The following is a 22,010-nucleotide window of genomic DNA, read 5'->3' on the forward strand; positions in this document are numbered from 1 at the left end:
TCGCTCCTTCGTTGTTGCTTCTGGTCACTGAATTGTTTTTCCAGTTGCACGTACGTCGTACGGACCAAATGCTGCTAAGTCTTGACGGAATGAGTCGGACTGCAGGCTTTCTTGCAAGACCTGAAGTGATTCATCGAGTTCACTTTCTGGCGAAAACACGAGCATACATGTCTCCGGTCGGATGGGCAGAAAATCGAGGCCGTACTGTGCGGCCGCGGACGCATGGGCCAATCCGACGTCTGCGAGGCCATTGAAAACGGCGTACGCAACGTCAATGTGTCCACGCACAACGGATTGGTATCCAGGGATGTCCTGTGCCGGAACACCGTATCGTTTCAGTTCACTGTCGAGGAGTTCGCGTGCGCCTGCTCCAGCAGGTCTGTTGACGATGGTGTATTGTCCCGAAGCCAGATCACCAGCGGAGGTAAAGCCTCGTGGATTGCCCCGCGAAACGATCCAACCCAGCTGTCCGATTGAGAAATGCATTGCGTGAACCTGAAAAGGCAGGTCCAAGGTTTGCTTGAATTCCTCAATAGACAAGTGTGTATGAACCGCTGCCACGTGCGTGTATCCGCGCCGTAGTTCCTCGATGGCGGCACGATTCGATGCTTGAAACCAGATACCCTGATGATGACGCGACGCGTGCGAGATGTGATTTGCGAGAAGCCCCAGTCCCAGATCACACCCTGAGATAAACAAGGTTTTGTCTGTCCGATGGACATCTCTGTATAGTTCCACTCGGTTTGATGGATTCGCACTCGGAACGATACCATGCGCGGCCACAAATTGTGCCATCGGATGCACAAATGTGAGAGGCCGAGCTATGTTTTGCCCCATCACCGAACCGATCACGACTCGTTGCGACACTTCTTGATGGACGTCGGACTCCGTCACAACCTTGGCGTTTATCGTTTCCACAGGGTCGGTACTGAACAGATATTCGACCGATGAATTCAACACCTTGCCCAGACGAAGAGATATGGACGTGCTCGGATTCACTTTGCCTGTCTCGATTAGTCCGATCATCTGGCGCGTCACACCGACATGCTCGGCAAGGTCCTCTCGGGACAAGCCATGTTGCAGACGGACTTGGCGTACTCGATTAGGAGATTCCATCATCTTCCCTCATTGTAGTTAACAATGGAAAATATATTTTCATAGTAAAGCGAGGGTAGTTGATGAGGCAAGTGAAATGTGGGAACAACTCGAAGGAATTTTGAAGTATGTAAAATATCATTTCCATCGTTCGGTTAAGTTTTCTAGACGACGCCACCGAAAGCACTGACCCACCTTGCGAGCGGTAGGCTGCGCTACCGCTCACTGCCGCTTACCAAGGTTTATTTGTTGTGAGGAACTCAGCAAGACTACGGCTTTCCTCGCGCCGTTGTTTCCGCCACGCTGCTCGTGTTGCAGCGGTTTCGTTCAGTTTCGTTTCTTCCTCGGTTTGTGGGATGACCTGCGGGACTTGAACAGGTTTTTTGTGTTCATCTAGCGCGACAAACGTTAGAAACGAAGTCGCAGCGATCCGCCGCTCACCGGTCATTAAGTTTTCCGCGATCACTTTAACGAACACTTCCATAGATGTCCGTCCAGTCCAAGTTACAAATGATTCCAAACAGACCGAGTCCTCCATACCAATAGGCGATAAGAAGTCGACTGAGTCTGTTGACGCCGTCACGACCGGGCATCGCGCATGTCGAGTAGCGGACAACGATGCGCAGTCGTCGACATAAGCCATTAATTTGCCGCCGAACAGTGTATTATGGACATTTGTGTCTGGAGGTAAAACGTGACTCGTTTTTACGACACGGGATTCTTTGCAGTATTTCGTAGTTTGGTTCATCTGTTGACCCCTCACCTTGCGTCTCTTTGTCATGATTCGTGGTGATCGCACGACTTCTATTTTAACAGGTAATGATATGGTTCATGTACTTCTTGGTCAAATGAAAGCACATGGCAAAGGTATTCTCTCAATAATACGATCATATTGTTAAACGAAATGAAAACGCTTTATGAAACAATTGCATGGCTTTCTGAGGGGGGATAGATCGTTGCGGGTGACCATTCGTGATGTCGCCAAATCGGCTGGTGTTTCTCCCGCAACCGTCTCACGCGTCTTAAACAAGCCGGATTTAGTGGAGCCGGAAACGCGAGAACGAGTACGGTTCGCAATGGAAAAACTGAATTTTCAGCCGAACGCCATAGCACGCGGATTGTCTGCCCAGCGTAGTGACACTCTGGGACTCATCGTACCGGGTATAACGGACCTCTTTTTTAATGAGCTGTACCGTGGTATTGACAGAGCGAGTCAAAGTTATGGCATGAAAGTGTTGCTCTTCAACGCGGAACACGCTCGGGATCGCGCGTTGGATGGGTTTTCATTCTTGGGGCAGCATCAGGTGAGCGGGATCATTTTCACCAGCAAGTTGGTGACGGAAGAATTTGACCCAGTGCTTCAACGATTGCGGATCCCAGTCGTGCTGGTTCTCACGCAAAGTACTGCCAAGACACCGTTGCAGGCCTTTCGAGTCGACGACATAAAGGCGGTGTTTGACGTCGTATCATATCTTGTCAGTCGTGGACATCATCGGATCGGCATGATTGCTGGAAAACAGGATCATGAAATAACAGGTCAGTTACGACTGCGTGGATACGAAATGGGATTACAGCATTTTGGCATTCCGTATGATCCACGCCGGGTTGAGTATGGCGATTATCGTTTTGATGAAGGCTACAGTGCCATGCAGCGACTGCTGGACAGACAACGAGACCTGCAATTGACGGCGGTCTGCACGGCTGCGGATGAAATGGCCCTGGGGGCGATACGTTGTCTATACGACAACGGTCTCCGTGTACCGGAGGACATGTCAGTCGTTGGCTTTGACGATTTACAGATTTCACGCATGATTCTTCCACGAATGACAACAGTCGCACAGCCGTTCGCAGATATCGGAGCGCATGCCGTTCGCTGGTTAATGGGGGTTTTAGGGCAGGATCAAACTCCATCGGAAACAGGCATTTACTTTCTTCCACACCGTCTTGTTGAACGTGAATCAGTTCTCACCTTGGTGTAAACATGGGCGCTTTCTAAGGGGGACTTTGTGGTGGCAGGAAACGTAAAGAAAATAACTGCAACGATCGTCATGGGAACCACGACAGCTGCACTGGTTGTCGGATGCGGAACATCAACTGGCAATACCTCGTCAAATACGTCCTCAACAGCAGCAACCACCAATTCAGCACTAAGCAATTCGACATCAGGAAGCACGAGCAGCCCTGTCGATTACTCTCATGCATCAGGTACCATTGTATGGGCAGCACCGCCCATCACGCACACGGGTCTGCGCAAGGCTTTAATCGCGGCGTTTGAAAAGCAATACCCGAACATCAAAGTTACTTTACAGGAGCAAAACAGCGATACGGATACCGATCGCGCTAGTCTAACAACGGCAATCAGCGGTGGCGCCGCTACACCTGACGTGTACATGGGCGATGTCGTGTGGCCTGCGCAGTTCGCGAGTGCATCTTTGGCCCAGCCTCTGAGTGACGTTTTGCCGTCCTCGTTTTTCGACAGGTTCTCCGACGGACTCGTTCAAGGTGCCACATACAACGGCAAGGTCTTCGCTGCCCCATTCTTTGTCGATACAGCATTCCTCTTCTATCGAAAAGATCTATTGAAAAAGGTAGGGCTCCCTGTGCCGACGACATGGGAACAGCTTGAGTCGGAAGCACAACAAATTCAAAAGTCTGGCGGCGCAGAATACGGATTTGTGTGGCAAGGCGGTGACTATGAAGGGGGTACCTGTAACTTTGTAGAGTACCTCGCTGATGCTGGCGGTCAGGTCCTAAACAACAACCAAGGTGCACTCACGAGCCAGGCGGCAAATAAGGCACTGACATTCATGCAAAGCCTGATCAAAACAGGGGTGTCGCCGAAAGCGGTCGACACGTTCCAAGAGGCCGATGCTGAAAACACGTTCACACAGGGAAAGAGCGTGTTTCTCCGCAATTGGTCCTACGCATGGAGCGATTCCCAAAACGCGAAGAACTCGAAAGTGGTTGGTGAGGTTGGTGTGGCGCCGCTGCCAACGTTCCAAGGGAGCGGATCAAACGGTTACAGCTGTGTGGGCGGTTGGGATTTATACGTCAATCCACACACGAAAAACATGGCGGCCACACTTCAGTTCATCGACTGGATGACGGGCAAAGACGCACAGACAATTCTTGGGAAGCAGTTTTCGGAAATCCCTACGAACAAAGAAGTTGCAACGGACCCAGCTCTGAAGAGTGTTAGCCCAGTATTTTCCAATCTCACAAATATCAAGTATACTTCTCGCCCCTCACAAACACCTGACTACCCGAAAGTTTCCAAGGCGATTTACGACAATGTCAACCAAGCGTTGTCCGGCGGCGCAAGTGTAAGCGATGCACTCAATAACGCGAATAATCAAATTAACAGTGCGTTGAATTCTAAGGGACTGTAAAGATAGACCGGACAGGGGGGCGCTTTGACCTCCTGTCCAACTTTCGCGAGGTGATTATATGTCGATAGCAACGGCACAGACACCTACGAGATCGCCACGCCGTGCACGACGAAGTTTGAAAAGCACGGATCGACGGGCGGGACTTGGCCTACTTGCGCCAGCCGGCATCGTCATTCTAGCGGTAACGATTTTCCCCATTATCTACTCCATCGTCATGAGTTTTAACGACATTACGCTTACGACGACTGGGTTTGACTTTAAGTTTAGTGGCTTTCACAACTACGCAACGGTGTACGGCGCTCCAGTGTTTTGGCATAGCGTTTGGTTCACGGTCTACTATTCTATTGTGACCGTTGCTGTGGAATTGTTTCTTGGACTTCTCATTGCGTTAGCCATTCAAAATGTCCAACGTTTAAAAGATCTTTCAATTGTTATCATGCTCATACCGTGGTCACTGATCACCGTCATTTCCGCCCAGATGTGGGGTTATATTTACAACGGCGTATACGGCGTTCTCAATGGCGTTTTTCAAGGTCTACACATCATCGGTAGCCCGGCAAACTGGTTGGGTGCGCCGACGAGCGCCGTCATGGCGATGATGGTTGCTGATATTTGGAAGACCACCCCGTTTGTTGTCATCATTTTGGTCAGTGGGTTACAGATGATTCCCCATGACTATTACGAAGCTGCCCGCATTGACGGGGCAAATGCGTGGCAGACGTTTTGGAATGTGACCTTTCCGCAGTTGAGAGGCAGCATTGCCCTAGCTGGTTTGTTCCGAATTTTGCAGGCCTTTGGCGTATTTGACTTACCGTTCGTACTGACACACGGGGGACCAGGGACGTCGACACAGTCACTGGCCATCTTGGGTGAAGAGACACTGTTTCAAAATTTACACTTCGGCATCGGTGCTGCTATCGCAGTGAGCACCGTCATCCTGGTCTTGGGTGCTTGTCTCGCTTTCCTGTCAGCATTTCGTTCCATGGTTGAGGAGGAGGCTGCATGATCAAACCGAGGTGGCAACAAGTGCTTGGGTACGTCGTCCTCATCGTGTTCTTGCTTCTCATTTTGTTGCCTTTTTACTGGATGTTTGTGACTTCGTTCAAGCCGAATACGGATATCAGCGCCTACCCGCCGAATTATTGGCCAACCACCTGGACTGGGTCACACTATCTTGAGGCATTCGTTCAATTCAAATTTGGGCATTACATTTTAAACAGCGTCGTTGTGGCCGTTGTATCGACCTTTTTTGTTCTCTTTTTTGCCAGTATGGCTGGTTTTTCAATCGCCCGATTACCGCTGCGCGGCAAGCAACCCATGCTGATTTTTCTCCTCATTATTTCCGTTTTTCCGCCCATTGTCGTCATTTCGCCACTGTACATGCTGCTGCACGATGTTGGCTGGTTAAACTCCTATCAAGCCTTGATTATTCCGTACACGGCTTTCAATTTGCCGTTTGCCATCTGGATCCTCAGAAACTACTTTCTCCAGGTCCCAGGAGCGCTCTTCGAAGCGGCAACAATAGATGGAGCAACCGTGTTTCAGTCCTATTATCGGATTTTCCTGCCGTTGACGCGTCCTGGCCTATTTACGGCTGCCGTGTTTACGTTTGTTGCCGTATGGACGGAGTTTTTTATGGCACTCGTATTCAACTCGTCGGATAACATGCGGACTATTCCTGTTGGAATTGCTCTGTTCAGCGGTCAGTTTAACGTGCCATACGGTACGATTTTCGCGGGTTCCGTCGTGTCAATTGTGCCGATTATTTTACTGGTCATTCTGTTCCGAAAGTGGATCGTTTCAGGGCTCACTCAAGGTGCTGTAAAAGGTTAAGGGACGGGACATGGCCGTCAAAATCAGGCAGTCGCGTCCGGCCATAGTATAGGGACACGACGCTATTGTTGCTGTCCGCCATCTAGGTGTATATGCTTAGACGAGTACAATCGCGGAGATTTCGTGTTGTATATCCTGAACTGGCGACGTGTTTGCGCAGGGGGGAGTGGGACATGTGGATGTCGTTGCACTAGGCGAACTACTAATTGACTTTTCTATCACAGGTCCGTCTTCCTTGGCCTCCCGGAGTATTCAAGGCTCTGCAGGCGGTGCACCTGCTAACGTTTTAGCTATGGTTTCGAGGTTGGGCGGTACGACACAGTTCATCGGCAAAGTCGGTCAGGATACCTTTGGAGATTACCTGGAGGCCTGCTTACGGGATATGGCAGTGGACACGTCATCGTTGTTGCGCGATGCACACCGAACGACACTCGCGTTCGTTCAAGTGGCTGAGAACGGAGAACGATCATTTACATTTGAACGGAACCCGGGCGCGGATACGCAGCTCACTGTATCGGATATCCAGGATGTGTGGTTTGCGCAGACAAAGGTGTTCCACTTTGGATCTTTGTCACTGACGACTGAGCCGGCTCGATCAGCAACTTGGCACGCAGTTAAACGCGCCCGGGAGGCTGGTTGTCTCATTTCGTTTGATCCGAACTTGCGTCCCCTTCTATGGGCGTCCTTAAAGGATGCGAGGACGTTGATGCTCGAGGCTATCGAGCAGGCGGACATACTCAAGCTCTCAGACGACGAGTTAGGATTTCTGACAGGATATGAGGATATAAACGACGGGATAGCAAGCCTCAGACAGCGCAACTCGCGGGGGCTGTTTTTGGTGACGCTGGGAGATCGAGGTTCCGTCTATGCGACGCCTCAGGGCACTGGATACGTTGAGGCCATAGCTGTCGATCCCGTCGATACAACGGCCGCGGGAGACGCCTTCCTGGGCGCATTTCTATATGGACTGACGAGGCACACGGCGGACAAGCACTGGTGGACTGACGCCGCCGCCTTGAGAGAGCTTGTGGAATTTGCCAATGTGGCCGGTGCCCTGACGACGACCAAAAAGGGTGCTTTTCGCGCACTCCCCACGCTACAGGAAATCGTGAAGCGACAGAGAGATGGCGGCGGGGAGCAATTCAAGTGACAGATTTACCTTGACAGGGGTGCTTACCCGTTGTATAAATAGACGAAATATTTCCGTATGGACAAAAAATAATTTTCCAAATCACAACAGAGAAACGGGACAACACAGGGAGCTACTCTGCGTTCGTTTTAGGAGAGGAGACAACGCCGTTGGATTTGTACATCGGTCTTTTAGGGTGCGGTACAGTTGGGGCGGGGGTTGTTTCCCTAGTGCGCCGGCGTGCGGGCAAAGTGGCAGATATGACGGGATCGAGACCGGTCGTCAAGACCATCCTGGTTCGAGATACGACGAAGGATCGAGGTGTGCCGTTTGAGCATGAACGGCTGACGACAAATCCAGACGACGTGCTTCACGATGACGCCATTCAAGTCGTTGTTGAGACAATCGGCGGTATTGAGCCCGCCAAGACATACATCCTGGAAGCTCTAAAACGTAAAAAACACGTGGTCACGGCGAACAAAGACCTGATTGCAGTGCATGGTCCCGAGATTCTTCGCGTCGCCGCGGAAAACCGCGTGAGCGTCTTATTTGAGGCGGCAGTAGGTGGCGCCATTCCGCTTGTAGGCCCCCTCAAGGAAAATCTCACGGCAAACGAAGTGACAGACTTAAAAGGCATCATCAACGGAACAACCAACTTCATCTTGTCCGAGATGACGGCACGCCACATCGATTTTGAGGAAGCCTTGGCTATGGCACAGGAACTTGGTTACGCGGAAGCCGATCCGTCAAGTGACGTCGACGGCTTAGATGCCGCACGCAAGCTCGTTATTCTGTCCTCCATCGGCTTTCAGACGCAGGTGCACTTGTCGGACGTCCGTGTGGAGGGCATTCGTCACATCACGGCTACGGACGTGCGCTATGCGGACGAACTGGGCTACGTGATCAAGCTCTTGGCCGTCGGACGCGATCGCGGCGGAGAATTGACCCTTGCTGTGCGACCGACGCTCATACCGAAAGTTCACCCGCTGGCACACGTGTCGGATGCGTATAACGCGCTGTACGTACGGGGAGATGCAGCAGGCGACTTAATGTTCTTTGGCAGGGGCGCTGGGCGGATGCCGACGGCCAGTGCGGTTGTCGGTGACATTATTTCGCTCATTCGCAATCTCAAACTCGGGTATGTGGTCAGTTCCCCGAATGGTGGCGCTGCCACCACAAAGCCTGTCGTGGACAGGGAAGATGAGCGGTACAAGTACTACTTCCGCTTACTCGCGCAGGACCAGCCAGGCGTTTTCGCCAGTATTGCGCAGCTATTTGGTGAAAACCATGCGAGTATGGAAACTGTGTTGCAGAAGCGAGTGCGGGGTTCCTGTGCCGAGATCGTCATTGTGACGCACGATATTTCGAGTTCCAAAGCGCGACGTATGATTGCCGACCTGAAAGCGCTCGAACACTTACATGCCGTCGAATGTGTCATGCCCGTCGAACCGGTTGCCGAGTAACCCTCGGACAGCCGGTTTTTTTTCTCCCTTTCGAGCCTCTAATCATGTTACAAAAGCTCACATGAATATCCCGAAGAACCCAAGCGCAGCAAGGCAGAAAAACTTTTTTGAAAAATCAAATATGCTAGATTTGGTCGGCTAGTAAGCGTTTTCTCGGAATGTTCAGAAAGCGTTTACAAAGCTAGTTGTCAGAACATACACGCATTGACACCTTCATATACCCGTACTACAATCACCAACAAGTCGCTAAAGACGCACCGCAGCAGGACTTCTGGGCAATGCTAAAGGCTCGAGGAGACTTGCTTTCATCTTTTTGTTCGAATATTTCAACTATGGTCTTGGCGAATTTACAGTGGAAGGGGTGCTCTGCATGGCTTCTCAGATTTTTTTAGACGGCGAGTTTGTTGATCGAGAAAATGCAAAGCTATCAGTATTTGACCATGGACTTCTATACGGCGACGGAATTTTCGAAGGAATTCGAGCGTATGACGGAAACGTGTTTAAGCTAGCGGAGCACATCCGACGACTATACGATTCTGCAAAATCGATTCTCCTGGACATACCGTATTCCCAAGTTGAAATGGCAGAGCTTGTCTGCGAAACAGTTCGACGGAACCACCTTTCGAGTGCGTATATCCGATTGGTCGTGACACGTGGGACTGGTGACTTGGGATTGAATCCATATACTTGTCACGGTGCTCGGGTGTTTATTATCGCTGAGCAGTTGGCGATGTTCTCCTCCAGTCTTTACGAAGAGGGGATTAAGACGGTGACCTCGCCAACGCGTCGAAACCGAACGGATGCATTGAACCCGAAAATCAAGACGCTGAACTATCTCAACAACATCCTCATCAAGATGGAAGCCCTTGCCGCTGGGGCAAATGAAGCCATCGTCCTCAACAGTGAGGGGTACGTCGTGGAGGGTTCGGGAGAGAACATTTTCATTGTGCGAGACGGGGTCATCACAACACCTCCTTGTTACTTAGGTGCTTTAGAAGGCATAACACGTGCCACCATTATTGACTTGGCGCTGGAGCTTGGGCTCACGGTGAGAGAACAATCGTTTACTCGTCACGATGTGTACGTTGCAGACGAAGTCTTCCTCACCGGAACGGCTGCAGAGATGGTGCCCGTTGTGGAATGCGATGACAGAACCATAGGTGACGGTACACCTGGACCTATCACCAAGCGCTTGCACCAAGTTTTTCAACTTTGTACGCGACGCGATGGCATGAAAGCTTATCCACAGGAGGCCATCTCGTAACGCATTTGAGACTTTAATTCTAGGAGAGACTGCCCATGCGAAGCGATATGATTAAAAAAGGACCCGATAGGGCACCGCACCGCAGTCTGCTGTACGCAACTGGCGTGCGGCCCACAGACTTGCCGAAACCGTTTATCGGTGTCTGTAACTCCTACGTGGATATCATACCGGGACACGTTCATTTGAAACAGTTTGCGGAGGTTGTTAAGGACGCCATTCGCGAAGCGGGCGGGATCCCGTTTGAGTTTAATACCATCGGAGTCGACGACGGGATCGCCATGGGGCACATCGGCATGCGATATTCACTGGCCAGCCGAGAACTCATCGCCGATTCGGCCGAGACAATGATTCAAGCACACTGGTTCGACGGTGTTTTTTTCATCCCGAATTGCGACAAAATCACCCCGGGCATGCTGATGGCCGCAGTGCGAGCGAATGTCCCATCGGTATTTGTCTCAGGCGGACCCATGGAAGCCGGTAAGTCACGCACAGGGCACAACTTATCCCTGACGAGCGTCTTTGAAGGTGTAGGGCGCTACCGATCCGGCAAGATGTCCGAAGCGGAACTGACTGAACTGGAAGAAGCCGCCTGTCCAACGTGCGGATCCTGTTCCGGCATGTTCACGGCCAATTCGATGAACTGTATCATGGAAATGCTCGGCATTGCCCTCCCCGGAAACGGCACGATTGTCGCAACCTCTGCGGAGCGACACGACCTCATTCGCCAAGCAGCACACCACCTCGTTCGCATGATTCAAGAAGATGTTCGACCGCGCGACATCATCACCCGTGAAGCGATTGACGACGCGTTCGCACTCGATATGGCGATGGGCGGATCGACGAATACCGTCCTGCACTTGATGGCCATTGCTCATGAAGCTGGCATTGAGTACGACCTCGAGCACGTCAACGAAATTGCCAAGAGGGTTCCGTATATCGCGAAAATTGCTCCTGCTTCTGAGTACAGCATGCAGGATGTCCACAAAGCAGGCGGCGTGCCGGCCATCATACGAGAGTTGTGTGAGAAGACGGATGCCGTTCATCGAGATCGGTTGACCATCAGCGGCAAAACGCTTTATGAAAGCGTGCATGATGCTGAGATTCTCGACACCAAAGTCATCCGCAAGGCCGAAGATCCGTATTCCAAAGAAGGTGGACTCTCCATTTTCTATGGCAATTTAGCCCCGGATGGCGCGGTCCTTAAAGTAGGCGCGGTCGATCCCGACATTGAAGTGTTTGAAGGTTCCGCCATCGTCTTTGATTCTCAAGACGAGGCACAAGACGCCATCAACGACGGATTGGTTCAAGCAGGCCACGTTGTGGTCATTCGCTATGAGGGCCCAAAAGGCGGTCCTGGCATGCCGGAGATGCTCGCACCGACGTCTTCCATCGTCGGCCGTGGACTTGGGCGCGACGTGGCCCTGATCACGGACGGGCGATTCTCCGGGGCGACTCGCGGCATCTGTGTCGGTCACATTTCACCGGAGGCAGCTGAGGGTGGTCTCATTGGGCTGATTGAAAACGGTGATCGCATCCGTATCGACATCAAGGCGAGAACTATTCACCTAGATGTGGACGACGCGGTGATTGAAGCGCGCCGAGCAGAGTTTACATTGCCGGATAAACCGGTTCACCGGGGCTATTTAGGGCGGTATGCCCACTTGGTCACATCGGCCAACACCGGTGCAGTTTTGAAAATTTGATGAACCAAACTGGAGAGGAGGCAAGAGACATGCGTGTCATGTCGGATATACAAAAACTCGTATCTGAACCAAGTACACCTCAATTTCTCAAGGGTGGCGACATGTTAGTCGAGGTGCTGCGCAGAGAACAGGTCGAAGTCATCTTCGGTTACCCAGGAGGGGCCGTCTTGCCCCTTTACGATGCACTGTATGATTGCGGGATTCGACACGTTTTGGCGCGACATGAACAGGGGGCCATTCACGCGGCCGAGGGATATGCGCGCGTGACCGGTAGACCGGGCGTCGTCATCGCGACGTCGGGACCAGGGGCGACGAATTTGGTCACCGGTTTGGCCGACGCCATGTTAGATTCCCTGCCCATCGTGGCCATCACAGGTCAAGTCGCGCGATCCGTTATCGGATCGGACGCGTTTCAAGAGACGTCCATCATCGGTATCAGCACACCGATTACCAAACACAACTACCAAATCCGGCACGCGGCCGAACTGCCCGGCATTTTCAAAGAGGCGTTTCACATCGCAAACACGGGGCGCAAAGGGCCTGTCCTCATCGATATACCAAAGGACATAGCTAGCGAAGTCGCACCATTTATCTATGACGATCCGCCCGAATTACCCGGCTACCAACCCACGGTCGTCCCGCACGTGATGCAAATCAAAAAAGTCCTCAGCGCACTTTCGAACGCCAAACGGCCCGTGATCTTAGCTGGTGCGGGTGTGCTCCACGCTGATGCGAGCGAGCTCTTGTGTTCGTTCGCAGAGCGGCACGGCGTTCCAGTCGTCAACACGTTGCTCGGACTGGGTGGCTTTCCGGCGAATCATCCCATGTTTTTAGGGATGGGTGGTATGCACGGCAGTGCAGCGGCCAATACGGCCCTCTACGAAACGGATCTGCTGATCAACTTTGGGGCGCGGTTTGACGACAGGTTGACAGGCAATCTGGAACATTTCGCACCAAATGCAACTGTGGTGCATGTGGATATCGATCCGGCCGAGATCGGGAAAAACGTACCAACACAGATCCCTGTCGTGGGAGACGTCAAGGAAGCATTGCGGTTGATGATGGATCGTGATTGTGAGCCGCCGAAGTGCACCGAGTGGCGGGAAAAACTATTCGCCATCCGCTCAGAATGCCCGTTTTGGTACGTGCAGGACTCGCACGAGGTGAAGCCGCAGCGGCTCATCAGCGAGATCGCTCGGGTGACGAACGGAGAAGCCATCGTCGTCACCGACGTCGGTCAGCACCAAATGTGGGCGGCCCAGTTTTATCCGTTCAATCAACCCAACAACTGGGTGACGTCGGGGGGCTTGGGGACGATGGGATTTGGTCTCCCGGCCGCCATTGGTGCCAAGATTGGTCGACCGGAAACACCCGTCGTGGCCATTGTCGGCGATGCAGGGTTCCAAATGACGATGCAGGAATTGGCCGTCGTCGCTGAACTCGACATTCCTGTCAAGATAGTTGTCGTCAACAACGGCGCTCTGGGAATGGTGAGACAGTGGCAAGAGTTGTTCTACGAAAAACGGTATTCGAGCTCGCTCGTTCCGTGGCAGCCTGACTACTTAAAGTTGGCTGAGGCATACGGGATTCAGGGTATGCGCATCACAGAGGACGCTGAACTCGTCGCGGGTCTGGAACAATTCTTCGCGAGCCCGGGACCAGGACTGCTCGAGTGCCTCGTTGTCCCATTTGAGAACGTGTATCCCATGATTGCACCAGGTGCCGGGCTGCATGAAATGGTGGGTGTGAAGCCATGAATCGAATTATCTCCGTCATCGTCAACAACAAGGCCGGTGTTCTCAATCGCATGACCGCTTTGTTTATGCGAAAGGGTTTTAACATTCAGAACCTAACCGTTGGGACAACCGAAACACCGGGATTGTCGCGCATGACCATCGTCATGAGCGATACGGATGAAACGGCGCTAGAGCAAGTAATGAAGCAGCTGTACAAACAAATCGACGTCTTGAAAGTGACTGATCTCACGGACCAACCGATGGTGGCGCGCGAGTTGGCGCTGATCCAGGTGAACAGCCCACTGCAACAACGAGCGACGATATCGTCTCTCATTGAACCATTTCGAGCTTCCATCATTGACGTCGGTCGCGACACCATCACCATTCAAGTGACGGGCAAGGCTGACAAAGTGGAAGCGCTCATCGCGCTGTTGCGACCCTATGGCATCAAGGAACTCGCTCGCACTGGGCTCACCGCTTTGCCCAGAGACGCGACGGCCGTGTCCGAGGGGAAACGTAGCACAGAGGGGCAAATACTCTCGATTTAAGCAGAAAAACCACCAGAAGATAGAGGAGCGAACACAAATGGCAAAAGTATACTATGACGCAGACATTTCATTGCAACCACTCTCGAACAAAAAAATCGCTGTGATCGGTTACGGATCACAAGGCCACGCTCACGCACTGAACCTCCGCGACAGCGGCTTCGACGTCGTTGTTGGTCTACGACCGGGATCGTCATGGGAACGTGCGGTTGAAGACGGATTTATGGTTCTTCCCGTTGGAGAGGCAGTGGAGGAAGCCGACGTCATTATGATCCTTTTGCCGGATGAGCGCCAAGTCGCGGTTTATGAACAGGAGATTCGTCCGTATTTGAACAGCAGTAAAGCACTCGTATTCGCGCACGGGTTCAACATTCACTTCACGCAGATTGAACCGCCGTCTGACGTCGACGTATTCATGGTCGCGCCAAAGGGCCCAGGTCACCTGGTTCGTCGCGTTTACGAAGCGGACGGTGGCGTTCCGGCACTGGTTGCCGTTGCTCAGAATGCCAGTGGTCAAGCACTGGAATTGGCTCTCGCATACGCACGCGGCATTGGCGCGGCTCGCGCTGGTGTCTTGACGACAACCTTCCGCGAAGAGACCGAGACCGACTTGTTTGGCGAACAGGCAGTGCTCTGCGGGGGTTTATCGGCGCTGATCAAGGCAGGGTTCGAGACATTGATCGAGGCAGGTTATCAGCCAGAGATTGCCTATTTCGAGTGTTTGCACGAAATGAAACTGATTGTCGATCTCATCTATGAAGGCGGCTTGGAATACATGCGGTATTCCATCTCCGACACAGCGCAGTGGGGCGACTTCACGACTGGTCCGCGGATCGTCACGGATGAGACTCGCGCTGAGATGAAGCGGATTTTGTCAGATATTCAAACCGGCAAGTTTGCCAAGAGTTGGATTCTGGAAAACCAATCGAACCGTCCGATGTTCAATGCCATTAACCGCAGTGAACAGGAACATCCGGTCGAGGTGGTTGGTCGTGAACTTCGTGCCATGATGCCGTTCATTCAAACCAAACCACGTGGGCAGAAAGCCAAGGAGGCGGTATCGAGTGCGCAAACTGGACGTGTTTGATACAACCCTGCGAGACGGTGAACAGTCAGCTGGTGTGAATCTACACGGCAGTGAGAAAGTCGAAATTGCCCTGCAATTGGAACGATTTGGCGTGGATATCATGGAAGCCGGATTTCCGGCTTCCTCTCAAGGCGATTTTAAAGCTGTACAAGAGATTGCCGCTCGTGTGAAGGATTGTTCTGTGGCAGGGCTTGCTCGCGCCACAAAGTCGGATATTGACGCCGCGTGGGAAGCACTTCGCGGTGCCGCCTTGCCAAGGCTGCACCTGTTTATCGCAACGTCACCCATTCACATGGAATATAAATTGCGCAAGACGCCGGATGAAGTCGTCCAAACTGCAGTGGATTGCGTACGGTATGCTGCAGAGCGCTTTCCCGTGGTCCAGTGGTCGGCTGAGGACGCCACAAGAAGTGACTGGGACTTCCTTGTACGCATCATCCGCGAAGTCGTCGACGCAGGTGCGCGGGTGGTAAACCTCCCCGATACAGTTGGTTATACAACACCTGCTGAGTACGCACGGATGTTCCAATACATTCGAGAAAACGTACCCAACCTCGCCGGCGTCAAGCTTTCGGCACACTGTCACGACGATCTCGGCCTCGCCGTCGCCAACAGTCTCGCCGCCATCGAAGCTGGTGTGGAGCAGGTGGAAGGCACACTGAACGGGATCGGCGAGCGGGCTGGAAACGCGGCGATTGAAGAGATTCTCGTCGCGCTCGCCATTCGCAAAGATGTGTATCAAATCGAGACACGCGCGAATTTGACTGAAACAGCTCTGACGAGCAAATTGGTAGCGAAATTGACAGGTATGGCCGTGCCAGCCAACAAGGCCGTCGTCGGCAACAATGCCTTTGCACATGAGTCAGGTATCCATCAAGATGGTGTCCTGAAAAACGCGGAGACATACGAAATCATTCGACCCGAGATGGTCGGACTGAAATCCAACCGCATGGTGCTCGGCAAGCACTCCGGTCGTCACGCATTCAAGGAAAAGTGTGAAGAACTCAACTTGCAGCTATCCGAGCAGCAATTTAATCGGTTATTTAATTCCTTCAAGGCGCTCACAGAGACGAAAAAGGAAGTCACTGACGATGATATCTTGGCTCTGTTGCTGGAGTCGTCTATCGAAGAACACAAGTACGAGTTGGAATTTCTCCATGTCTCTTACGGTTTAAACGAGACGACTGCAGCACTGGGCGTTCGCGGACCGAACGGCGAGGTCATTCGGGAGGCCGCGACGGGCAACGGATCGGTTGAAGCAATCTACAACGTCATCGAACGAGTCGTCGACACGCCGATTCATCTCATTGACTACCGGATTCAATCGACGACTGGCGGCAGGGATTCATTGGCCGAGGTGTACGTGAAAGTGGCGTATCACGACAGAGTCGTTACAGGGCGCGGGGTGCATGGTGACGTGCTATCGGCTTCTGCCAAGGCTTTCTTAGATGCCATCAACCGAATTCTCATCAAGGAACGTTTGGATGACGAACAACTTGTCACGATGACCGCGCAAGTATAGGAGTGGACGCTATGAGCAAACGACGAATCACGATTCTACCAGGTGACGGAATTGGTCCCGAAGTCACGCACGAAGCGCGGCTCTTGCTGGAGGAAATTGCAGAGGCTTTGGGCGAACAGTGGACGCTCGATGAGGCGCTTGTCGGTGGAGCGGCTTATGATGCAACGGGTTCACCCCTTCCCGATGAGACTGTAGCCCTGTGTAAGGCGTCAGACGCGGTATTGCTTGGGGCGGTCGGTGGCCCCAAGTGGGACCACTTGCCAGGGTCCACTCGACCGGAGGCAGGACTCCTCGGCATACGCAAACAGCTGGGTGTATTCGCGAACCTTCGACCTATCAAAACGTGGCCGGGCCTGCTCTTGGCTTCGCCATTGAAGCCGGAACTGTTGTCCGGGGTGGACATGGTCATCGTGCGAGAGCTAACAGGTGGATTATATTTCGGACAACCGAAGAAACGGGTTGAAGACGGAGCTGCCGTCGTCGATACCTTGTACTACACGCGCGGGGAAATCGAGCGGGTGGTGCGACAGGCATTCATGATCGCGCAAGGGCGTCGGAAGAAGCTCACTTCTGTCGACAAGGCGAACGTTCTCGAGTCGAGCCGTCTGTGGAGAGAAGTGGTCAACGACCTTGCACCCGAATATCCCGACGTTGAGGTGGAACATATCCTTGTCGACAGTGCGGCCATGCAACTGATTCAGCGGCCAAACCAGTTCGACGTGGTCGTTACCGAAAACATGTTCGGTGATATCTTGAGTGACGAAGCGGCCGTCTTGACTGGCTCGATTGGCATGCTGCCGTCTGCGAGTATCGGGCTTGACGGACCTGGGTTGTACGAGCCTGTACACGGTTCCGCGCCCGATATTACAGGCAAGGGCATCGCGAATCCACTAGCCTCGTTCTTGTCGGTCGCCATGCTCCTACGCCATTCGCTCCACTTAGATGAAGTGGCGACGCAGGTAGAGGATGCGGTGCTCAGCGTGATCGAAAGTGGTTGTCGCACGCGCGACTTGGCCGGGCCTGGTGAGGAATGGCTCGGCACGAAAGAGATCAGCTCGCGAGTTCGGTCCGATGTTAGAGGGAGGTTAGAGTCATATGGGAAAAACGCTGTTCGATAAAATTTGGGATGCGCACCTAGTAACACAGTTGCCGGACGGGCAAAATCTCATCTACATCGATCTGCACTTAGTTCACGAAGTAACTTCTCCGCAGGCGTTTGCAGGTCTGCGTTTTTCCGGGCGGAAAGTTCGCCAACCGAACCAGACTTTTGCCACCATGGATCACAACGTTCCAACGGAAAACCCACATGATGTACGAGACGCCATCGCTAAGAAGCAGATTGAAACGCTCGTCCAAAACTGCGAAGAGTTTGGCATTCAACTAGCCGATCTCGACAGTCCGGATCAAGGTATTGTCCACGTTATCGGTCCGGAACTCGGGTTGACTGTGCCTGGCAAAACCATCGTCTGTGGTGACAGCCACACGTCGACGCACGGTGCGTTTGGAGCACTTGCATTCGGCATCGGCACAAGTGAAGTGGAACACGTTCTGGCAACACAGACCCTCTGGCAGACGAAGCCGAAAACCATCCGGGTGCAACTTGAGGGAGATCTTCTGCCAGGTGTGACTGCCAAGGACGTCATCCTTGCGATCATCGCTCAGAATGGCGTGAATTTTGGTGTTGGACACGTCATCGAGTTCGCTGGCAGTCTCATCGGCAAGCTCAGTATGGAACAGCGTATGACTATCTGTAATATGTCCATCGAGGCCGGTGCTCGTGCGGGACTCATCGCCCCAGATGATGTCACAATTGCTTACGTAAAGGACCGGCCACATGCGCCGCGAGACGCTGAATGGGATACATGCGTAGAGGCGTGGCGTGCACTCAAATCGGATGAAGACGCTGTGTTTGATAAGGATATCGTCTTTGATGTATCCACTTTGGCCCCACAAGTGACCTGGGGAACCAATCCAGGCATGGGCGGAAGCATTAATGATGTGGTGCCGAGTCCGGATGACTTTGAGTCGACCGTTGAGAAACGCGCTTTGGCACAAGCACTCGAGTATATGGACCTGAAGCCGGGAACACGCATCGCGGATATACCTGTTCAGCACGTGTTTATCGGCTCTTGCACGAATGCTCGCATCGAGGATTTGCGGATTGCGGCAGCAGTGGTGAAGGGCCGAAGAGTGGCTGACGGTGTTCGAGCCTTGGTTGTGCCGGGATCGAAGTCAGTGAAATGGCAAGCTGAGTCAGAGGGTTTGCACGAGATTTTCTTGGAAGCTGGATTCGAATGGCGTGAACCGGGTTGCAGCATGTGTCTCGCTATGAATTCGGACTTTGTCCCGGCAGGAGAACGATCCGCCTCGACTTCCAACCGCAATTTTGAAGGCCGACAAGGGCGCGGCGCGAGGACGCATTTGGTGAGTCCGGCAATGGCCGCTGCGGCTGCCATCGAAGGACATTTTGTCGATGTGAGCAAGTGGGATGCAGTCAAGGAAGGGGGATTCGCACATGGAGCCGCTCATCTTGCATGAGGGAAAAGTCGTGTGTTTAAACCGCGTAAACGTGGACACAGATCAAATTATTCCGAAACAGTTTCTCAAGCGCATTGAGCGCGACGGTTTTGGTGAATTTCTCTTTTACGATTGGCGCTTTGACGGATCCGGCAACGAAAATTCGCAGTTTGAACTGAACACCCCGCGAGCGCAAGGTGCATCCATTCTTTTGGCGGACGCAAACTTCGGTTGTGGTTCGTCAAGGGAACACGCGGTGTGGGCCCTGCGGGACTATGGGTTCCGTGTCGTTCTGGCACCGTCTTTTGCAGACATCTTTTTCAATAACTCGTTCAAAAATGGTGTCTTGCTCATCACCATTCCCCAAGACGTTCGGGCCGAACTGGCTCAAAGTCATGCCCGGGGCGACTGGGATTCGGCTAAGGTTGATCTGGAAGCCCAAACGTTTGAGACGGAACACGGATTCAAGCTGTCGTTCGATATCGATCCGCACAAAAAGCACATGCTTCTGAACGGACTAGATGAAATTGGGCTGACACTGGAACACCAGAGCGCCATCAACAGCTACGAAGAGAAGAGACAGGCTTATCAATTTGTGTATTAAGTTTACCTAGGGAAACATACGGGACTTCATTTCCAAAAGAGAGAGCTAGGAGTGTTTGAAACATGCGTCGCGTCCTTTACAGACATAGGGACAGCGGCGCATGTTTGTGTGCTAAACTGGGAGGTGGAACGGGGGTGGGGGAGTGATCGAACAATTGGTCACAGAGACCATCCATTGGATATATGAAAGTTACGGTCGTGTTCCCGCATCAGCGAGGCAGGGGTTTGATCGTGATGTGAGGCACCCAGAGTGGACACGCTGGATGCTGAATGAACTCGGCAGCCCGGATAGGGAAATGTACAACGTTGCGGTGACGGGATCGAAAGGCAAGGGTTCGCATGCCATTCTCATGGCGGGCATCTTGCAGGCTGCAGGGCTTCGTGTGGGCCTCTTTACGAGTCCGCACTTGGTGGATTTTCTTGAGCGACTTCGGATTGACGGTCAAGCCATCGATGGCGAGTCGTTCGTTCGACTGGCTAAGACAGTACGCAGCGTCATGGATCGCGCACCGCTCCCGAGCGGACAGTACATAGGCCCTGTGGGCATTCTGGCGGTGATGGCCAGTCTCTGGTTTCAGGCCAGTCAGACAGATGTCAATATCTTTGAATTGGGTCGCGGCGCGAAGTGGGACGATGTGAATCAGGTTCAGCACAGTGGAGCCGTGATCACGCCAATTTTTGCCGAACACTTGGACAAACTAGGACCAACGTGGGCTGACGTTGTGGACGAAAAGTTGGCCGTCGTGACGACGGATGTTGGATGGGCGGTGAGTCACGAACAGGCTGAAATTGTCCGTGAACGTTGGACCCGAAATGACGCGTCGGAGCGCGTCTCATGGCGGCAACTGGGCAGAGACTTTACATTTCGAGTGAAGCAGCAGTCAGGTGCGACGGTAGTCGAAGTGACGGATGGAAAGCGGAAACACCGGGCCCTCATTTCAGCGGCTGTATCTCCACTTGCGGGTAATGCTGCCGTGGCTTTGATAGCCGCCTCCAAAGTGCTTGATGATTTGCGGGGAGTGGGTCAGGAACTTGATATTGACCTGCGGAATCTCGTGCTCCCTGGACGCATGCAAGTCATTCGCAGACGTCCACTTTGTCTCGTCGACGGAACCATTCATGCTGTGAATGCAAAAATCGTAGCCCGGTGGTTGGAAGGCCGTGCAGAACCGGGACGAGTGACGGTAATTTTATCTCTTCCCGACGACAAGGACGCCCAAGGTGTCATGGAAACCATCGCCCCGTTTTGCAGCCGCATGGTGCTGACGGAAAGCACGAATAGCCATTTGCACTATAGCCGAAATTTGACTGACCTGGCTAAGCGGTTCGTAGCAGATGTACGTGCTGACAAAAATGTTGAGCGAGTCATTGCTGATGTGTGCCTCCGGGCCGACCCTGATGATACGTATTTGTTTTTGGGGACACAGTCGTACGTTGGGGACGTCTTACGAGTATTTGAGGTGGAGACGAAGTCGATTTGGCAGTGTTCGGATATCGATTGAGGGGGGATCATGCTGGTTTTGCAATTGATCTTATTCGGGCTGGCAATGGGTGCAAACAACGCGCTCGCGTCCGTCGCTTTGGGTACATCGCAATTATCCCGTGTGCATCAGCTGCGAACCGCCCTTATTTTCGCCGTATTCGAGGCCATTATGCCAATTGTCGGTATGGCTATCGGTGAATCGGTTGCTGGCGGCGTTGGCAATAAAGCCCGGTGGATTGGCATAGCTGTGCTCGTGATCATGGGGATTTACAGCTTGGTTAAGCGCGACGGCGGCGATGATGAGACGGATAAGGCCGTGAAAGCAAAGGGTGCAAGCATCCTATTTCTGGCTGTTGCGCTCAGTTTGGACAACTTAACGGTTGGATTCGGCATCGGGATGTTTAACGCGCCCATTGCACTGGCAGCCGTCATTTTTGGTGTCGTCAGCCTTATGATGACTCTCATTGGCCTCGAGATCGGTCGTTTTTTAGGCAAACGGTTGTCCATTTCTGCGGACAAGTTGTCGGGTGTCGTGTTACTCGTTGTCGCTGGGGTTATGGCCTTCGCATGAAGCATGGTTTGAACGAAATGTTGCGAATACAAATCAGCAGGATGGACACGTTTTTATGGAGATTGGAACT

General features: G+C 52.8%; 19 protein-coding genes. 17 read left to right on the top strand and 2 right to left on the bottom strand.

The features are described from left to right. Positions 1–24: 24 nt before the first annotated feature. Positions 25–1,116 carry an XRE family transcriptional regulator gene (locus NZD86_RS06715; RefSeq protein WP_268045735.1) on the bottom strand — a complete coding sequence of 364 codons (1,092 nt, stop codon included), beginning with the start codon at positions 1,114–1,116 and terminating at the stop codon, positions 25–27. A gap of 211 nt (positions 1,117–1,327) precedes the next feature. Further along, the gene (locus NZD86_RS06720; protein ID WP_268045736.1) at positions 1,328–1,843 is read right to left on the bottom strand and encodes an acyl-CoA thioesterase; all 516 of its coding nucleotides are present in this window, start codon (positions 1,841–1,843) and stop codon (positions 1,328–1,330) included. 214 nt (positions 1,844–2,057) lie between these two features. Between NZD86_RS06720 and NZD86_RS06725 the strand changes: the two genes are divergently transcribed. From NZD86_RS06725 to NZD86_RS06805, 17 genes are all read left to right on the top strand, one after another. Next, positions 2,058–3,074 carry a LacI family DNA-binding transcriptional regulator gene (locus NZD86_RS06725; RefSeq protein ID WP_268046813.1) on the top strand — a complete coding sequence of 339 codons (1,017 nt, stop codon included), beginning with the start codon at positions 2,058–2,060 and terminating at the stop codon, positions 3,072–3,074. Positions 3,075–3,104: 30 nt separating this feature from the next. Continuing rightward, on the top strand, positions 3,105–4,484 hold the full coding sequence (locus NZD86_RS06730) for an ABC transporter substrate-binding protein (protein ID WP_268045737.1): 1,380 nt from the start codon (positions 3,105–3,107) through the stop codon (positions 4,482–4,484). 58 nt (positions 4,485–4,542) lie between these two features. Continuing rightward, positions 4,543–5,490, top strand: coding sequence for a carbohydrate ABC transporter permease (locus tag NZD86_RS06735; RefSeq protein ID WP_268045738.1), 948 nt, complete (start codon positions 4,543–4,545; stop codon positions 5,488–5,490). Further along, positions 5,487–6,317 (top strand): carbohydrate ABC transporter permease, encoded by an 831-nt coding sequence (locus tag NZD86_RS06740; protein WP_268045739.1) that lies wholly within the window; start codon positions 5,487–5,489, stop codon positions 6,315–6,317. Before NZD86_RS06735 ends, NZD86_RS06740 begins: the two co-directional genes overlap by 4 nt. Before the next feature lie 175 nt (positions 6,318–6,492). Then, positions 6,493–7,467, top strand: coding sequence for a PfkB family carbohydrate kinase (locus NZD86_RS06745; RefSeq protein ID WP_268045740.1), 975 nt, complete (start codon positions 6,493–6,495; stop codon positions 7,465–7,467). A gap of 149 nt (positions 7,468–7,616) precedes the next feature. After that, entirely contained in the window at positions 7,617–8,909 is a 1,293-nt protein-coding gene (locus NZD86_RS06750; protein WP_268045741.1) for a homoserine dehydrogenase, read from the top strand. Positions 8,910–9,279: 370 nt separating this feature from the next. Further along, positions 9,280–10,173 carry a branched-chain-amino-acid transaminase gene (gene ilvE, locus NZD86_RS06755; protein ID WP_268045742.1) on the top strand — a complete coding sequence of 298 codons (894 nt, stop codon included), beginning with the start codon at positions 9,280–9,282 and terminating at the stop codon, positions 10,171–10,173. A 35-nt stretch (positions 10,174–10,208) separates the two neighbouring features. Then, the gene (gene ilvD, locus NZD86_RS06760; RefSeq protein ID WP_268045743.1) at positions 10,209–11,876 is read left to right on the top strand and encodes a dihydroxy-acid dehydratase; all 1,668 of its coding nucleotides are present in this window, start codon (positions 10,209–10,211) and stop codon (positions 11,874–11,876) included. A gap of 38 nt (positions 11,877–11,914) precedes the next feature. Beyond that, positions 11,915–13,633, top strand: a complete 1,719-nt coding sequence (ilvB, locus tag NZD86_RS06765) for a biosynthetic-type acetolactate synthase large subunit (RefSeq protein WP_407655243.1) — start codon at positions 11,915–11,917, stop codon at positions 13,631–13,633. Next, positions 13,630–14,160, top strand: coding sequence for an acetolactate synthase small subunit (gene ilvN, locus NZD86_RS06770; RefSeq protein WP_268045744.1), 531 nt, complete (start codon positions 13,630–13,632; stop codon positions 14,158–14,160). The genes ilvB and ilvN overlap by 4 nt, the downstream gene beginning before the upstream one ends. Continuing rightward, entirely contained in the window at positions 14,054–15,244 is a 1,191-nt protein-coding gene (ilvC, locus tag NZD86_RS06775; RefSeq protein WP_268045745.1) for a ketol-acid reductoisomerase, read from the top strand. The genes ilvN and ilvC overlap by 107 nt, the downstream gene beginning before the upstream one ends. After that, positions 15,222–16,766, top strand: a complete 1,545-nt coding sequence (locus NZD86_RS06780; RefSeq protein ID WP_268045746.1) for a 2-isopropylmalate synthase — start codon at positions 15,222–15,224, stop codon at positions 16,764–16,766. The genes ilvC and NZD86_RS06780 overlap by 23 nt, the downstream gene beginning before the upstream one ends. Before the next feature lie 11 nt (positions 16,767–16,777). Continuing rightward, complete coding sequence (gene leuB / locus NZD86_RS06785) at positions 16,778–17,884, top strand: 3-isopropylmalate dehydrogenase (protein ID WP_268045747.1); 1,107 nt, start codon at positions 16,778–16,780, stop codon at positions 17,882–17,884. Next, entirely contained in the window at positions 17,862–19,304 is a 1,443-nt protein-coding gene (gene leuC / locus NZD86_RS06790; RefSeq protein WP_268045748.1) for a 3-isopropylmalate dehydratase large subunit, read from the top strand. The genes leuB and leuC overlap by 23 nt, the downstream gene beginning before the upstream one ends. Beyond that, positions 19,282–19,887, top strand: coding sequence for a 3-isopropylmalate dehydratase small subunit (gene leuD / locus NZD86_RS06795; RefSeq protein WP_268045749.1), 606 nt, complete (start codon positions 19,282–19,284; stop codon positions 19,885–19,887). Before leuC ends, leuD begins: the two co-directional genes overlap by 23 nt. Before the next feature lie 142 nt (positions 19,888–20,029). Further along, on the top strand, positions 20,030–21,388 hold the full coding sequence (locus NZD86_RS06800) for a folylpolyglutamate synthase/dihydrofolate synthase family protein (protein ID WP_268045750.1): 1,359 nt from the start codon (positions 20,030–20,032) through the stop codon (positions 21,386–21,388). Between the two features lie 9 nt (positions 21,389–21,397). Beyond that, positions 21,398–21,940, top strand: a complete 543-nt coding sequence (locus tag NZD86_RS06805; protein ID WP_268045751.1) for a manganese efflux pump MntP — start codon at positions 21,398–21,400, stop codon at positions 21,938–21,940. Positions 21,941–22,010: the final 70 nt, after the last annotated feature.

Origin of the sequence: Alicyclobacillus dauci (assembly GCF_026651605.1) — a bacterium.
GTDB classification, from domain to species: Bacteria; Bacillota; Bacilli; order Alicyclobacillales; family Alicyclobacillaceae; genus Alicyclobacillus; species Alicyclobacillus dauci.